The organism is Enterobacter sp. JJBC, assembly GCF_036936505.1.
Taxonomy (GTDB): domain Bacteria; phylum Pseudomonadota; class Gammaproteobacteria; order Enterobacterales; family Enterobacteriaceae; genus Enterobacter; species Enterobacter hormaechei_C.
Genome location: NZ_CP136935.1, coordinates 1,587,769 through 1,603,648 on the forward strand (window position 1 = coordinate 1,587,769; position 15,880 = coordinate 1,603,648).

Sequence of the window (15,880 nt, forward strand, 5' to 3'; positions counted from 1 at the left end):
ATGTGCCGCGTATGACGCGGCACTGTTTTTCAGGGAAGTAAAAACATTGGGATTCTTACAAAAAACACGTCATTCGCACGCCCGTCCGAACGTCCCTGCGCTGGTGCAGGTGGCGGCGCTCGCCATTATTATGATCCGCTGTCTGGATGTGCTGATGATAATGAACACGCTGGGTCCGCGCGGAATGGGGGAATTTATTCACCGCAGCGCGCAGACGTGGAATCTGACGCTGGTGTTTCTCAGCAGCCTGATGCTGGTGTTTATTGAGATCTACTGTGCGTTCTCGCTGGTGAAAGGCCGTAACTGGGCGCGCTGGGTGTATCTGCTGACGCAGATCACCGCCGCAGGCTACCTGTGGGCCGCCTCGCTGGGCTATGGCTATCCGGAGCTGTTCAGCATACCCGGTGAGTCGCGACGTGAGATTTTCCATTCACTGGTGATGCAAAAACTGCCGGATATGCTGGTTCTGTTCCTGCTATTTGCACCAGCTTCGAGCCGGCGGTTCTTCCGCCTGCAATAATGTGTATAATCGCAGCCCTCGTGTTTCTTAAGGTTTTCATATGCAGTGCGCACTCTATGACGCCGGACGCTGCCGCTCCTGTCAGTGGATAGAACAGCCGGTCTCTCAACAACTCACCGCCAAAATGGCCAACCTGCAACAGCTGCTGGCAGCACACGCGGTGGGCGAGTGGTGCGCACCCGTCAGCGGCCCGGAGCAGGGCTTTCGCAATAAAGCCAAAATGGTGGTCAGCGGCAGCGTTGAAAAGCCGCTGCTGGGGATGCTGCACCGCGACGGTACGCCGGAAGATTTAACCGACTGCCCGCTGTATCCCGCCTCGTTTGAGCCGGTGTTTAGCGCTCTGAAACCGTTTATCGCCCGGGCGGGGTTAACGCCCTATAACGTTGCCCGCAGGCGCGGCGAGCTGAAATACCTTCTGCTGACCGAAAGCCAGATCGACGGCGGGATGATGCTGCGCTTTGTGCTGCGTTCGGAAAACAAGCTGGAGCAGCTGCGCGCGGCACTTCCGGGATTGCAGCAACAGCTTCCGCAGCTCAAGGTTATCACCGCAAATATTCAGCCGGTGCATATGGCGATCATGGAAGGGGAGAAAGAGATCTTCTTCACCGAACAGCATGCGCTGGAGGAGCGTTTTAACGGCGTGCCGCTGTGGATCCGTCCGCAAAGCTTCTTTCAGACTAACCCCACCGTCGCCAGCGCGCTGTACACCACCGCGCGCGACTGGGTGCGTGCGTTACAGGTTCATCACATGTGGGATCTGTTCTGCGGCGTCGGCGGCTTTGGCCTGCACTGTGCCACGCCAGACATGCAGCTCACCGGCATTGAGATCTCCGCCGAAGCGATTGCCTGCGCGAAGCAGTCCGCCGCGGAGCTGGGGCTGACGAATCTGCACTTCCAGGCGCTGGACTCCACGCAGTTCGCGACCGGGCAGGGCAACGTGCCGGAGCTGGTGCTGGTGAACCCGCCGCGCCGGGGCATCGGCCAGGCGCTCTGCGACTACCTGAGCCAGATGGGGCCGGAGTACATCGTCTACTCCAGCTGTAACGCGCAGACCATGGCGAAGGATATCGCCAGCCTGCCGGGCTACCGCATCGCGCGCGTTCAGCTTTTCGATATGTTCCCCCATACCGCCCATTATGAAGTGTTGACGTTGTTAACCAAAGCGTAGGCCGGGTAAGGCGAAGCCGCCCCCCGGCATAAACCCCACACAATGTTCAACAAAATGTGAACTCTTCCCCCGCTCGAAATCAGGTAAGCTTACGACATAACAAATGATTGAAGGCTTACCCATGAAGCAGATCCTGCTGGTAGAAGATGACCACGATATCGCGGCACTCCTGCGTCTTAACCTGGAAGATGAAGGCTACGCCATTACCCACGAGCCCGACGGGGGCAACGCCTTACAGCGTCTTGAAACACAGCCGTGGGACGCGGTGATCCTCGATCTGATGCTGCCGAATGTTGATGGTCTGGAGATTTGCCGCCGTATCCGCCAGATGACCCGTTACCTGCCCATTATCATCATTAGCGCCCGCAGCAGTGAAACTGACCGTATTACCGGCCTGGAAACCGGGGCGGATGATTATCTGGCAAAACCTTTCTCGGTGCAGGAGCTGATTGCCCGCATTAAGGCGCTGTTCCGCCGACAGCAGGCGATGGGCCAGGCGCAGACGGACGGCATTATTCAGGCGCACGGTCTGACTATCGATCCGCTGGCGCGCACCGTGCGTCTTAACGGTCAACACGTCGATCTCACTCCGCGTGAATTTGAACTGCTCTATTTTTTTGCTCGTCATCCTGGAGAGGTCTTTTCACGTCTGGCATTGCTGGAGCAGGTGTGGGGGTATCAGCACGAAGGCTACGAACACACCGTCAACACCCATATTAACCGCCTGCGCATCAAAATAGAAAAAGATGCCGCCGAGCCGGAGATCGTTCGCACCGTCTGGGGCAAAGGCTACAAATTTGCGGAGCAGAATCATGATGCGTCGCTTTAGCCTGAGCCAGCGCCTGACGCTGCTGTTTACGGTGTTACTGCTGCTCTGCGCCACCGTCGCCTGTGCGGTGCAGCTCTACAGTAGCATGCAGTACGGCAACGCGATGGTGCAGCGGCTCTCCGGCGGGCTGGCGCAGCAGATTGTGCAGCGGGAAGCGATTCTGGATTCGCAGGGCAGGGTGGATCGCAGCGCCTTAAAACCGCTGTTCGACCGGCTGATGACCTTTAATCCGAGCGTCGAGCTGTATGTTGTCTCGCCTGATGGCGATATCCTGGCCGATGCCGCCCCGCCGGGGCACATTCAGCGGCAAAAAATTGACCTCGCGCCGATACAGAATTTCCTGAGCGGGACGGTGATGCCGGTGTTTGGCGACGATCCCCGAAGCCAGAATAAGAAAGTCTTCAGCGCCACCCCGCTGCGGCAGGACGGCGAGCTGAAGGGGTATCTGTACATTATTTTGCAGGGGGAAGAGTCCAACGCGCTGGCGGAGATGGCCTGGCACAAAGCGCTCTGGAGTACGGCGCTGTGGTCGATGCTGCTGGTGGCGCTGTTTGGTCTGCTGGCGGGGGTGCTGCTCTGGTACTGGGTGACGCGCCCGGTTAAAGAGCTCACGCTGGACGTGGCCGGGCTGGAGCAGGACAGCATCAGCGCGATTAAGCAGCTGGCGGCCCAGCCGCTTGAGCCTGCCGGCCAGGATGAAGTGGCGATCCTGCGCAATACCTTTATCGAGCTGGCGCGCAAAATCACCTCTCAGTGGGATCGGCTGGCCGACAGCGACCGCCAGCGCCGGGAGTTTATCGCCAACATTTCGCACGACTTACGCACCCCGCTGACGTCGCTGCTGGGTTATCTGGAAACGCTGTCGCTCAAATCCGCCACGCTGTCGCCGCAGGAGCATCAGCAGTACCTCGCTACCGCGCTGCGTCAGGGGCAAAAGGTACGCCATCTGTCGCAGCAGCTGTTCGAGCTGGCGCGTCTTGAGCACGGCGGCATCAAGCCCCAGCGCGAACGTTTTGCCATGGCTGAACTGATTTCCGACGTGGCGCAGAAGTTTGAGCTTACCGCCCGCACGCGCGAGGTGAACCTGCGTATTGATGTGCCGGGGCGATTGCCGCTGGTGAACGCCGACGTGTCGATGATCGAGCGCGTGGTCACTAACCTTCTGGATAACGCCATCCGTCATACGCCGAGCGGCGGAGAAATTCGTCTGGCGGTCTGGCAGGAGAATGAACGACTTCAGGTCGAAGTGGCAGACAATGGTACGGGCGTAGATGCCTCGCTGCGCGACGATTTGTTCCAGCGGCCTTCAGCGTTAAATCCTCAGGCGTCGCGAGAGAACCGTGGGGGATTAGGGCTGTTAATCGTGAAGAGAATGCTGGAGCTGCACGGCGGTGGGATCAGGCTGATGGAGTCCGTGAGCGGGGCGCGGTTCAGGTTCTTTGTACCGCTATGAGAAATTGCCGGGTGGCGCTGCGCTTATCCGGCCTACAGACCACCCCCGCAGGCCAGACCACCCGGCAAAAAGAGATTACTGAGGGAACCACTGCTCGCTGATTTTCTGGTACGTACCGTCAGCTTTGATCGCTTTCAGCGCGCCGTTCAGTTTCTCAAGCAGAGCCTTGTTATCCGGACGCACGGCAATACCGAGGCCAGTGCCGAAATACTGCGGATCGGTCACTTTCTCCGTCGCTGTACCCAGCTGCGGGTTGGTTTTCAGCCACTCATTCACGACTGCGGTGTCGCCAAATACGCCATCGATACGGCCATTTTTCAGGTCGATAATGGCATTCTGGTAGCTGTCGTAGGCCACGGTTTTCACTTCAGGATGCTTGTCCTGGAGGTATTTCTGGTGCGTGGTGCCGTTCTCCATGCCGATGCGCTTGCCTTTCAGCTCGTCGAAAGATTTATAAGCTCCTTTCTTCGCAATCACCACCGCAGAGTTCGCGTAGTACGGGTCGGTGAACGCGACCTGCTTGCTGCGCTCTGGCGTAATGTCCATGCCGGAGATCACCGCATCGTATTTTTTAAATTTCAGGGACGGGATCAGGCTGTCAAACGCGTGGTTAGTAAAGGTGCAGTCGGCCTGCATCTGTTTGCACAGCGCTTTCGCCAGGTCAATGTCGAAACCGACGATCTGGTTGCTGGCATCCAGCGATTCAAACGGCGGATAGGTGGCAGAAACGCCAAAATTGATTTTATCGGCGGCGGATGCGCCAGCGGCGAAGGTTGCGAGTAATGCGGCCAGAACTAACTTTTTCATTGTAATGCTCCCGTCTGTCTTATTGATGCGCCGTGTCTGCGGCCTGGATGTACAATGCCAGTTAATGAATTTATATGCAATAAAAATGATTAAGTATTATTTCAATCACAAAAAAAAGCGGATAACCCATCAGGTTACCCGCTCCATGAATACCGTTTTATGCATTTGCGTGGTTAATTCCTGCGCTCAAACGCTAACGCCTTACGCTCGATAAGACGCATCATCAGCGTCAGCAGACCGTTGACCACCAGATAGACCAGACCCGCCGCACCGAACACCATTACGTCGTAGGTGCGTCCGTACAGCAGCTGTCCGTGGCCCATCACTTCCATCAGGGTGATGGTGTAGGCCAGTGAGGTGCTTTTGAACACCAGAACGACTTCGTTGGAATAGGAAGAGAGCGCGCGCTTAAAGGCATAGGGCAGCAGGATCGCCAGCGTATCCTTCTTGCTCATGCCCAACGCTCCGCAGGACTGCCACTGGCCTTCCGGGATCGCGCGAATGGCACCGTAGAACAGCTGCGTGGTGTAGGCGGCGCTGTTCAGCGAGAGGGCAATCAGGGCGCAGAGCCACGGTTCAGAGAGCAGGTGCCAGATCACCGGGTATTCCTGTAACGACGGGAACTGCCCCGGGCCGTAGTAAATCAGGAAGATTTGCACCAGCAGCGGCGTACCGGTAAAGAGCGTAATGTAGCCACGTACAATCCACACCAGCACTGGCGTTTTCAGCGTCAGGACGATGGTGAAGATCAGCGCCAGGATCAGCGCCACGATGATAGACGCGACGGTCAGCGTCAGGCTGGTGTGCAGCCCTTTCATCAGTTCGGGTAAATAATCCAGCATCAGCCTGGTCTCCGTTCAAAACGCGTTGCGCGCAGGTCAATACGCTTCAGAACGTACTGGCTCAGCAACGTGATCACCAGGTAGATTGCCGCCGCGACGATGTACCAGGTAAACGGCTCCTGCGTACGGGTGGCGATACTTTTGGTTTGCAGCATCAAATCGTTCACGCTGATCAGGCTTACCAGCGCGGTATCTTTCAGCAGTACCAGCCACTGATTACCCAGCCCTGGCAGGGCATGACGCCACATCTGCGGCATCACCAGGCGGAAGAAGATCGCCGCTTTCGACAGGCCCAGCGCCTGACCGGATTCCCACTGACCCTGTGGCACCGCTTTCAGCGCGCCGCGCAGCGTTTGCGACGCATAGGCTGAATAGAGCAGGGAGAGCGCAATCACGCCGCACAGGAACGGGCTGACGTCGAAGTTCTCGATCTGCATCTGCACCGGGATTTGCGCAAAGCCGAGATTAATCGTGAAGCCGTCCGACAGCGTTAACAGCAGCTGTGAGGAGCCGAAATAGATAAACAGGACCACCAGAATTTCCGGGAGTCCACGCAGCACAGTCACCAGCGCTGAACCGAGCCATGCGACAGGGCGCCACTTAACGGACTCCCACACCGCAAAGAACATCGCCAGTACGAGGCCGATAATCAGTGCACAAACGGCAAGGCCGACGGTCATCCCGGCGGCGCTTGCTAAAGGAAAAATTTCATTCATCAGGAATTACTTCTGGAACCATTTTTTGTAGATGGTTTCGTAGGTGCCGTCTTTCTTCACTTTTTCCAGCGCAGCGTTGAATTTCTGCTGCAACTCGGTGTTGCCCTGACGTACGGCAATACCCAGACCTGTACCGAAGTAGTCTTTATCGGTCACCTTGTCACCCACGGCAGCCAGCTTGTCGTTCGCTTTCAGCCATTCAGTCACGACAGCCGTATCCCCGAACACCGCATCGATACGACCGTTTTGCAGGTCCAGTTTCGCATTCTGGTAGCTGTCATACGGCACGGTGGTGATTTCCGGGTGCTTATCCATGATGAATTTCTGGTGCGTGGTGCCGTTCTGCACGCCGACTTTCTTGCCTTTCAGCAGGTCAACGGAGGCGTATTTACCTTTCTGACCGATGAACAGCGCCGAGTTGTCGTAGTAAGGGGTGGTGAACAGAACCTGCTTCTCACGCTCCGGTGTGATGTCCATACCGGCCATTACGGCGTCGATACGGCGGAACTTCAGGCTTGGGATCAGGCTGTCGAACGCCTGGTTGCTGAAGGTACAGGTCGCGTCGATCTCTTTACACAGGGCATTTGCCAGGTCCACGTCGAAGCCAACAATCTTGTTGTTCGCATCAATGGATTCAAACGGAGGGTAGGACGCTTCAGTGGCGAAACGGATGGTCTGGGCTGCGGTAGCGGAAAGGCTGACGCTAGCAAGCAGCGCGGCAATCAATACTTTTTTCATTATAATTTCCCTAACACATCAGTGTGATAAGTAGTTTTTGAAGGCATCGGTTTGCGGGTTAGTGAAGCAGCTCGCGTCACCCTGCTCAACGATATACCCGTTTTCCATATAGACCACGCGGCTGGCGGTTTTGCGCGCCACTTCCACCTCGTGGGTCACGATGACCTGGGTAATGTTGGTTTCCGCCAGCTCACGAATGATACTCACGATCTGGGCAGTAATTTCCGGGTCCAGCGCCGCGGTCGGCTCATCGAACAGCAGCACCGCTGGCTCCATCATCAGCGCACGGGCGATCGCCACACGCTGTTGCTGACCACCAGAGAGATGCAGAGGATAACGGTCGCTGTACGGTTTCAGACGCAGACGTTCCAGCAGCTTTTCAGCGCGCGCCATCGCCTGGTCTTTGCTTAAGCCAAGCACGCGGCACGGGGCTTCAATCAGGTTTTGCACCACCGTCAGATGCGGCCAGAGATTGTATTGCTGGAAAACCATGCCCACGTTTTGACGCAGTTCACGAATCGCTTTATCAGAAGGGGTTTTCGCGAAGTCAAAATGGTTACCGGCGATGGCCAGCGTTCCCGAACGGGGCATTTCAAGCAGATTTAAAACACGCAGAAGGGAGCTTTTTCCCGCGCCGCTTGGGCCAAGCAAAACCAGCGTTTCGCCCTCCGGGCAACTCAGCGTAATGTCGAACAGCGCCTGGTGTGCGCCGTAGAAGCAGTTAATGCCGTTTAGTTTAATACTCATCGGGGCAGTCTTTACTCATCCAGGCAAACTATAGCAATTGAGGCCGCAGATAGTACCGTTGACAGAATAGTTATGCAATATTTATGCGTTAAAAGTTAAATATAACCCGTGTTTACTCTTAAACATAGCACAAAATAGCGACGGGAAAGGGGGGCGAGTATAAATGTCGGCATTCCGCCTGAAATGCCGGACATTTTACGGGGTTAACGTTTATTTAACGGATGCGTTAGCGGTTCTCAATCAACTGGCGAAGGGTGCCTGCCGGGGCATGAACGCTGCCGCCAATGTAGCGTACATCATCTACTGCCCAGCACTGGCCTTCACGGATCATCAGCACCTCATCCTGCCAGGTTTGCGTCCCCTGGGTTAGCTTCACGCGCAGGGGAATATTGCGTGCGTCAGTATTTGGAATGGTGGATGCGCTGGCGACGTCGGCGCTGTCCGGCAGCGTGGCGCGGCTTGAGAACGGATCGGATGACAGCAGGGCGTTATGCTGCGGATCGCGCGAAGCGTCGGTGAGCAGTTTCGCCAGATTATCGCTCAGGTACGGGCGCAGGGCGGTCAGGTCATTACCGCGATGCTGAATACGGTAATCATAAAATTGTTGCGCCACGGCGTCCGGGCCACCCTCAATACAAGGGCCGCTGCGGGTTCCGATATCCTTAAAGGCTGGCGTGACCGGCGTTGTGCAGGCGCTGAGCACCAGCGCGCATGGCACTAAAAGCGTTAAAGCAGAGTAGCGCATGTTGATTTCCTTATTTATTAACTATCCTTTCAATCATAGCGTAACGAACCGATAATGCAGTTGCTAACGCATTGAACGCTAAAGAAGGAGAGAAAGTATGCAGTTTTCAACAACGCCAACCCTGGAAGGTCAACCGATTACCGAGTACTGCGGCGTGGTCACCGGTGAGGCGATTCTGGGCGCGAACATATTCCGGGACTTCTTTGCCGGCATTCGGGATATCGTCGGGGGGCGCTCCGGCGCGTACGAGAAAGAGCTGCGTAAAGCGCGTGACATTGCGTTTAAGGAGCTGGGCGAGCAGGCCAAAGCGTTGGGCGCGGATGCGGTGGTAGGCATTGATATCGACTACGAAACGGTCGGGAAAGATGCCAGCATGCTGATGGTGAGCGTAAGCGGTACGGCGGTGAAAACCCGTCGATGAAGCGTTCGCTCTCAACCCTCCTGCTGGCGATATTGCTGGCAGGATGCGCCTCGGAAGAGGGCATCGTTGATAAAGGCGCGTACGAGCTGGATACGCGCCATCAGGCGCAGGCGGCCTACCCGCGTATAAAGGTGCTGGTTATTCACTACACCGCCGACGATTTCGACACCTCGCTTGCGACCCTGACCGATAAAAACGTCAGCTCTCACTATCTCATTCCCGCAAAGCCCCCAGCACCACAGGGCAAACCGCGTATCTGGCAGCTGGTCCCGGAGAGCGAGCTGGCCTGGCATGCGGGCATCAGCTTCTGGCGTGGCACCAACCGCATAAATGATACCTCCGTCGGCATTGAGCTGGAAAACCGCGGCTGGCGGCAAACCGATGGCGTGAAAACCTTTACCCCCTTCGAACCGGGGCAAATTGCGGCGCTGATCCCGCTTGCCAGAGATATCATCGCCCGCTACGACATAAAACCGCAGAACGTGGTGGCACACTCGGATATCGCCCCGCAGCGCAAAGACGATCCTGGCCCGATGTTTCCGTGGCGCGAGCTGGCGCAGCAGGGTATCGGGGCCTGGCCCGATCCGGCGCGGGTGAATTTTTATATCAACGGCCGACCGCATTATCAGCAGGTTGATACCGCAGCGCTGCTCGATCTGCTGGCGCGCTACGGTTACGAGGTGCCAGAAAACAGCACGCCCGCACAGCAAAAACGCATCATCATGGTTTTCCAGATGCATTTCCGCCCGCAGTTATGGAATGGCGTAGCGGATGTGGAAACCATGGCGATTGCCGAAGCACTTTTAGAGAAATACGGGCAGGGGTAAACCTTCGGATTACCCCCGAGTGAGTATATTTTCTTAAGTTTCTATCAGATTAATCCTAAGTACAAACTCATTTCATTTTTAGTTAATTGACTTAAAATTATCCCGATTTAAGATGGACACATAGCGCGCTAAGTAATGTAGCGAATTAATCAAAAACTTTACTCTTTTATTTTTATTCTTGAGATTTTCATCAGGTAAAAATTTATGGTTCGGCGTAAATGCCGCGGCCATCTTATTTTAAAAAATCACATCTTAAATCGGGTATAACAATGTTAAGCATCTATGGAAAAAAATTACGTCCACAATATGAAATGGAAAGAATTATTTCTGCAACCGCAGGCGTTGAAGAAAAAACGTTAAAGAAATGGCAGAAAATTTCCACTACTGATTCCGGTTACATTCATGTCATCGTCAGCGGCGAAGTCGAATTTCGACGTGAATCTGACGAACTGTGCATGTTTACTGTCACCGGACAATGCCTTTTCGGCCTATCGTCAATGTATTACAACGCCACCCATATGTACGGCCTTGTCCGGACGAATACGGTCGTTCGCTCGATCAAGAAAGAGGTCTTCGCCCAGCTGATGACCGAAAAAAATCTGTGGCCTGACCTGACCAAAGTCCTTTCCTGGTACATATGCGTGATGAGCAAACGTGATGATGTTCTGGTTGCCCGCAGTGCGTATTCTGTTGTTCGTGAATTTTTATATGAGATTAACGATCTGACTGTTCATCAGCAACGTGATATTAACGTTTATGATTACATTCAGGAATACACTAACCTCGCACGTAGTACTATTATCAAAATCCTCTCCGATCTGAAAAAAGGTCAATATATTGTGGTGGAAAAAGGTCGATTGCTTAACCTCACCGCACTGCCTGAAAAATATTAATACCTACTCCCGCCGTTCTCCTTTCTCACTCAAAGGAGAACGGTTATTTCCACTGTTTTTTACACTCGCTTGTGAATTATCCTGCGTTTCGTCAACCGGCGGCGCGGGAATTTTTCCTTGAGAATAATCCTGCTCCTGCTCTTTTAATGCCTGCTTAAATAATTCCGTTAATGATGACTCTTCACTGCTCGTGCTGGCGGGGGCGATATCGTGTTCATGCGCCTCGGTTCCGGGTAAGGTATCCCGCGAGGTATCGTGCGGCACCGCGCCCTCGGGCGCCTGCTGCCAGTCGGCATCATCACTGCTGATCGGCAGATCCTGCATCGGTGGAACATCAACATGCACTGGCGCAACTTTAGGCTGCGGATGCGGGAACGGTTTACTCACGTACACGTAATGCATTTCCGAAAGCTGCGTTTCCGGTTTGGCAACGCTGGCGTTGACCGGTTCAGGTGCCGGGTGGCGCAGGTTCCAGTAGACGTGCATATACAGGCCGACAACCAGCATGGCGCAAAGCCCGACCAGCCATAACGCTGTTTTGCCGAATACGTTTTTCAGGCTGGGGAGGCGGTACGAAAACCAGACCGCTTCCCCGGTTGTATAGCTGCGCTGGGCCGCAAGGCAGATGGTCGACATTAGGCTTTCTTCTCCTGCATTTTTGCGTCCGGGGTGGTGCGGGTTGCCTGAATCAGTACGCCCGGCGTGCTGTTGGTCACGCGCATCAGCTGCATCAGCGTTTCTTCACCGGGGATGCCATCCACGTGCAGATGCATTTTTTGCTGGAACTCGCGGGTGCGTTTCATCATTTCTGCGGTCCAGATCCGGGCATGCGTTTCGGGCTGGCTCAACGCGATGCTTAACTGCTGATCGAGCCAGACCATGTCTTTGCTGTCGCTGGCCGTGCCGATCGCGTCTTTTCCTTCCGGTGTCAGGCGGTGCAACTGGGTGAAGTTGCCGGTCGCATGCCGGTTAAACCAGCTGCGGCTTACCTGCCAGGTCCGGTTATTCATTAACAAGTCAATTGATGTATCTCCGACCCTGGCGACCACTGCATAGTTAAGGTGACCGCTGGTTTTCAGCTCACTGACCCACGGATACCCTTCCTGCGCCAGCGTCTGCGGGGACGCGTTCCCCTGTTTACACATCAGGTTCACTTTAGCGGCGTTCTGGCACAGCGCATCGTCGGCCGAGGCGTCATACCCCCACATGAGATAAAGCTGATGCATCGCATCCGGCTGATTAACTATTTCGTTGTCGATAACCGGCACTACGGCTGCCTCAGGTTTTGGCGTCTGCTGTTTCCAGCTGACGGTCACCGGCAGCTGGATCGGCAGGCGCGCGCCGATCGACGAGGTAAAATACCAGCCGCAGGCGGCAAATAGCACGGACGCAAACAGCCCCACGGTTGCCAGGCGCTTACCGTGTTTTTTGGCGGGCAGGATCTCTCCCGCCGCCAGACGTAAATGGCGTGGGCTGACCTGCGCCGCGCGTTCCGTCCAGGCGGCGAGCATTGACAGGTGTGCCAGCGCGTTCAGTTTGCTGATGTTGCCTTTGGTCAGCGTGTGCATTTTGCGCACGCGGGCAGGCGGCAACGGCGAATGTTCACAGTCGTGTTCTTCGCACTGCGCCTGCACATAGCTCAGGTATTCGCGGCAGGTGAGGGGGCGCAGGACATGATGTGTGTGCGTATATTCGCGCAGTTCAGGTTGCTTTAGCAGGCGTTCCTGCTCCGCAGCACCCGTCAGCACCACGGCGAGCCGGAAGTTCAGCTCCTGGGCGCGCGTGAGCAGCGTTCCCAGGACTTCACGGCAGCTCTCCTTCATGGCTTCGGAATGGGCGATGGTCAGCACTCTGGATTTTGCTTTCCCCTCCTGCCACTGGCGCAGGACGGCATCCACCGCCTGCATGCGATCTTTAATCGCTTTCGTTCCCGGGTTGAGTTTGTACAGCAGGCTACTGGCACTCAGTTTGGGAAACGCGTTGATGGCAATAACGGTATTGCTGCTGGCTTTCAGCGCGTCGATGAAGTGGCTCAGAAGCGGAGCGTCGTCGCAAAAAAGCCCGATAATACCCGCCAGCTGGGTTTTCTCTTTCAGCAGGTTGAACACGTCCTGATGATAAGGCACCAGAAAATCACCGGATAAACGGGTGATTGTCCTGAATGGCGGATTTTTAAAATTAAAGTGGCTCTGATACATAACGACTGACCGTCTCTGATTAGGAATAGCAACAGCAGCAGAAAGTAAGGTAATGCCCCTGAGCGGTCAATTTGCAGACAGGGTAAAAATATCCAGCTGGCCGCGCCTAACATCTGGATTTTATACGGTCAATATTTTTCTGTATGAAAGTTGGTGGCGAAGTCAGTGGTCGTATTTGCAACAGCTTATTACTATTTTCCTCCATATTGGCGCAGTATGACGCTGCTTATTTTTGCTTTGCTATAGGCCGGATAAAAAATGAGGTTCTCATTTCTGTCACGGTGGATAACGCCTTGTATTATGTTTGCGCTGCTCATTTTTAGCGGCCAGCAAGGGTATCTCACCTTAAAAGATTATAAAAAAGTTACGAATAAGTTGGCTAAAGCTGATCTACAGCCGCTGAAAAAAACGCGTGAAGATAAACCCTTCACGCTTTTTACGGCTGCCGTCCGTCAGGAGAACTTAGCGGATGCGGCAAAAGCCCCGCTGGCAGCGGAGATAGAGGGCATTGTGCGCAGTGATGACGCCTGGCTCTCCTTTGCTGTTATCAAAACCCCAGGCGGTCAGCGAAGCTACCGTGAGGGTGAACCTCTCGCCGGATTTAACGACGCATTTATTCAGGAAATAAACAAAGATAATGTGGTGGTTAATTATGAAGGTGCTACGCAGGTACTGGCGTTAAATAAACCGGACTATTTTAAGGGGGGCATGGATAGCGGCCCGGTTACAAAATCGACGAAAGATGCTGGCGCAGAAAGTTTGCATCTTGATGATTATCTGGTGTTAAAACCCATCATTGAAAAAGGCCGACTGGAAGGCTACAGGATAAATCCAAGGAATGCCTCCGCCTTTTACAGTCAGTCAGGTCTGGAAAAAGGCGATGTGGCGGTTCAGGTTAACTCTGTCGATATGACCGATGAAGCAAAAGCGAAAAGCATTATTGCCAACTGGTCGAAAATGAAAGAAGCGGATGTCGTCGTGCGGCGTCACGCTCACCTTGAAAATATTCGGGTTAATGTTCTAAACAATTAACAAGTGTGCAGACATGAAAAAATTTCCCTGGGCGTGCGTGGCGCTGACCGCATTGTCGTTATATTCCAGTTCGCTGCTTGCAGCTAACTTTAGCGCGAGTTTTAAAAATACTGATATTCGCGAGTTTATCGATACGGTAGGCCGCAATCTCAACAAAACCATTCTGGTCGACCCGTCCGTCCAGGGCACCGTCTCGGTCCGAACCTACAACGTGCTGACAGAAGATGAGTACTATCAATTCTTTCTGAGCGTGCTGGATCTCTACGGCCTGTCGGTGATCCCGTTGGACAACGGCATGGTCAAAGTGGTGCGCTCAAGCGTGGCGCGTACCGCCGGTGCGCCGCTGGCAGACAGCAAGAACCCGGGCAAAGGTGATGAGATCATCACCCGCGTGGTGCGCATGGAAAACGTACCCGTTCGCGAGCTGGCCCCGCTGCTGCGTCAGCTCAACGATGCCACTGGCATCGGGAACGTGGTGCACTTTGAGCCGTCCAACGTCCTGCTGTTAACCGGTAAAGCCTCGGTGGTGAACCGCCTGGTGGATCTGGTGCAGCGCGTCGATAAAGACGGTATTCAGCGCCGCGAAATCATCCCGCTGCGCTTTGCCTCTGCCAAAGAACTTTCGGATATGTTGAACAACCTCAACAACGAAGAGCAGAAAGGGCAGAACGCGCCGCAGCTGGCGACCAAGGTGGTGGCGGATGACGAAACCAACAGCCTGGTGATCAGCGGTTCGGAAGATGCGCGCGCGCGTACCCGTTCCCTTATCCATCAGCTGGATCGCGAGCAGAATAACGAGGGGAACACCCGCGTCTTCTACCTCAAATATGCCAGCGCCACCAAAGTGGTGCCGGTGCTGACCGGGATTGGCGAGCAGCTGAAAGACAAGCCGGGCGCGGCCAAAGCGAAAACCGCGAGCGCCTCAACCGATCTGAATATCACCGCCGACGAGTCAACCAACTCCCTGGTGATCACTGCGCAGCCTAATGTGATGAACTCCCTGGAGAAGGTGATCGACAAGCTGGATATTCGCCGTCCGCAGGTGCTGGTGGAAGCGATCATTGCCGAAGTGCAGGACGGCAACGGCCTGGATCTTGGGGTGCAGTGGACCAGCAAGCACGGCGGCGTGCAGTTTGGCGCTACCGGCCTGCCAATCAGCCAGATTAAAAATGGCACCATGAAAGGGGCGAGCTTCACGGGCCTTGCGACCGGCTTCTTTAACGGTGATTTCGGTGCGCTGATGACCGCGCTCTCCACCAACGGCAAAAACGACATCCTCTCCACGCCAAGCGTGGTCACGCTGGATAACAAAGAAGCGTCATTCAACGTCGGTCAGGATGTGCCGGTGCTTTCCGGTTCGCAAACCACCAGCGGCGACAACGTGTTTAACTCCGTTGAGCGTAAAACCGTCGGTACCAAGCTGAAGATTGTGCCGCAAATCAACGATGGCGACATGATCCACCTGAAGATTGAGCAGGAAGTGTCCAGCGTTGACAACAGCGCGACGGAAGATTCGAGCCTCGGCCCAACCTTCAACACGCGCACGATCAATAACGAAGTGATGGTTCACAGTGGCCAGACGGTGGTGCTCGGCGGCCTGATGGAAAATGTGACCAAACAGTCCGTCTCCAAAGTGCCGCTGCTCGGCGATATCCCGCTGGTCGGGCAGCTGTTCCGCTACACCTCGCAGGATACCTCTAAACGCAACCTGATGGTGTTTATTCATACCACCGTCCTGCGTGACGACGACAACTACAGCGCAGCCTCGAAAGAGAAATATGACCAGATCCGGGTGCGCCAGATGCAGCGCGTGGAAGAGAAAAAGCTCGGTATTGTTGAGCCGAGCGACAATGCCGTCCTGCCCGCGTTTCCTTCAGCAAGCCCTCACGTCGCACCGGTGAAAACCTCCGCGGCACGCAATCCGTTTAAAGAGTAAGGCGGAGG

17 protein-coding genes are annotated in these 15,880 nt (G+C 55.0%); 9 read left to right on the plus strand and 8 right to left on the minus strand.

What is annotated here, in order from left to right:
• Positions 1 to 22 precede the first annotated feature (22 nt).
• From RY075_RS07590 to RY075_RS07605, 4 genes are all read left to right on the plus strand, one after another.
• The gene (locus RY075_RS07590) at positions 23 to 520 is read left to right on the plus strand and encodes a YbjO family protein (RefSeq protein WP_086527936.1); all 498 of its coding nucleotides are present in this window, start codon (positions 23 to 25) and stop codon (positions 518 to 520) included.
• A gap of 40 nt (positions 521 to 560) precedes the next feature.
• Positions 561 to 1,688: a 23S rRNA (uracil(747)-C(5))-methyltransferase RlmC gene (gene rlmC, locus RY075_RS07595; RefSeq protein WP_232967365.1), complete on the plus strand. Its 1,128-nt coding sequence runs from the start codon at positions 561 to 563 to the stop codon at positions 1,686 to 1,688.
• 121 nt (positions 1,689 to 1,809) lie between these two features.
• On the plus strand, positions 1,810 to 2,517 hold the full coding sequence (locus tag RY075_RS07600; protein WP_022650690.1) for a response regulator transcription factor: 708 nt from the start codon (positions 1,810 to 1,812) through the stop codon (positions 2,515 to 2,517).
• Positions 2,501 to 3,970 carry an ATP-binding protein gene (locus RY075_RS07605; RefSeq protein ID WP_022650691.1) on the plus strand — a complete coding sequence of 490 codons (1,470 nt, stop codon included), beginning with the start codon at positions 2,501 to 2,503 and terminating at the stop codon, positions 3,968 to 3,970. The genes RY075_RS07600 and RY075_RS07605 overlap by 17 nt, the downstream gene beginning before the upstream one ends.
• Positions 3,971 to 4,045: 75 nt before the next feature.
• Here the strand turns inward: RY075_RS07605 and artJ are convergent, their stop codons facing one another.
• The 6 genes from artJ to RY075_RS07635 form a co-directional block, all read right to left on the minus strand.
• Positions 4,046 to 4,777 carry an arginine ABC transporter substrate-binding protein ArtJ gene (gene artJ / locus RY075_RS07610; RefSeq protein ID WP_015571008.1) on the minus strand — a complete coding sequence of 244 codons (732 nt, stop codon included), beginning with the start codon at positions 4,775 to 4,777 and terminating at the stop codon, positions 4,046 to 4,048.
• Positions 4,778 to 4,950: 173 nt separating this feature from the next.
• Entirely contained in the window at positions 4,951 to 5,619 is a 669-nt protein-coding gene (artM, locus tag RY075_RS07615) for an arginine ABC transporter permease ArtM (protein ID WP_003858369.1), read from the minus strand.
• A complete protein-coding gene (gene artQ, locus RY075_RS07620; protein ID WP_003858367.1) occupies positions 5,619 to 6,335 on the minus strand; it encodes an arginine ABC transporter permease ArtQ in 717 nt (238 codons plus the stop codon). The genes artM and artQ overlap by 1 nt, the downstream gene beginning before the upstream one ends.
• Positions 6,336 to 6,341: 6 nt before the next feature.
• Complete coding sequence (artI, locus tag RY075_RS07625; protein WP_006174322.1) at positions 6,342 to 7,073, minus strand: arginine ABC transporter substrate-binding protein ArtI; 732 nt, start codon at positions 7,071 to 7,073, stop codon at positions 6,342 to 6,344.
• A gap of 18 nt (positions 7,074 to 7,091) precedes the next feature.
• The gene (artP, locus tag RY075_RS07630) at positions 7,092 to 7,820 is read right to left on the minus strand and encodes an arginine ABC transporter ATP-binding protein ArtP (protein ID WP_006809439.1); all 729 of its coding nucleotides are present in this window, start codon (positions 7,818 to 7,820) and stop codon (positions 7,092 to 7,094) included.
• A 226-nt stretch (positions 7,821 to 8,046) separates the two neighbouring features.
• Entirely contained in the window at positions 8,047 to 8,565 is a 519-nt protein-coding gene (locus RY075_RS07635) for a lipoprotein (RefSeq protein ID WP_338628379.1), read from the minus strand.
• 97 nt (positions 8,566 to 8,662) lie between these two features.
• Between RY075_RS07635 and RY075_RS07640 the strand changes: the two genes are divergently transcribed.
• The 3 genes from RY075_RS07640 to RY075_RS07650 all read left to right on the plus strand — a co-directional run bounded on the left by RY075_RS07640 (position 8,663) and on the right by RY075_RS07650 (position 10,706).
• Positions 8,663 to 8,986, plus strand: coding sequence for a heavy metal-binding domain-containing protein (locus RY075_RS07640; protein ID WP_003858361.1), 324 nt, complete (start codon positions 8,663 to 8,665; stop codon positions 8,984 to 8,986).
• Entirely contained in the window at positions 8,983 to 9,813 is an 831-nt protein-coding gene (locus RY075_RS07645) for an N-acetylmuramoyl-L-alanine amidase (protein ID WP_022650694.1), read from the plus strand. Before RY075_RS07640 ends, RY075_RS07645 begins: the two co-directional genes overlap by 4 nt.
• A 269-nt stretch (positions 9,814 to 10,082) precedes the next feature.
• On the plus strand, positions 10,083 to 10,706 hold the full coding sequence (locus RY075_RS07650) for a helix-turn-helix domain-containing protein (RefSeq protein WP_022650695.1): 624 nt from the start codon (positions 10,083 to 10,085) through the stop codon (positions 10,704 to 10,706).
• Between the two features lie 3 nt (positions 10,707 to 10,709).
• Here the strand turns inward: RY075_RS07650 and RY075_RS07655 are convergent, their stop codons facing one another.
• The gene (locus RY075_RS07655) at positions 10,710 to 11,342 is read right to left on the minus strand and encodes a hypothetical protein (protein WP_023324384.1); all 633 of its coding nucleotides are present in this window, start codon (positions 11,340 to 11,342) and stop codon (positions 10,710 to 10,712) included.
• Entirely contained in the window at positions 11,342 to 12,904 is a 1,563-nt protein-coding gene (locus RY075_RS07660) for a peptidoglycan-binding protein (RefSeq protein WP_338628381.1), read from the minus strand. The genes RY075_RS07655 and RY075_RS07660 overlap by 1 nt, the downstream gene beginning before the upstream one ends.
• Before the next feature lie 300 nt (positions 12,905 to 13,204).
• On the opposite strand from RY075_RS07660, the gene gspC reads away from it, so the two are divergent.
• Both gspC and gspD read left to right on the plus strand, forming a co-directional pair.
• Positions 13,205 to 13,936, plus strand: coding sequence for a type II secretion system protein GspC (gene gspC / locus RY075_RS07665; protein WP_059370727.1), 732 nt, complete (start codon positions 13,205 to 13,207; stop codon positions 13,934 to 13,936).
• A 13-nt stretch (positions 13,937 to 13,949) separates the two neighbouring features.
• Entirely contained in the window at positions 13,950 to 15,872 is a 1,923-nt protein-coding gene (gene gspD / locus RY075_RS07670; protein ID WP_022650699.1) for a type II secretion system secretin GspD, read from the plus strand.
• Positions 15,873 to 15,880: the final 8 nt, after the last annotated feature.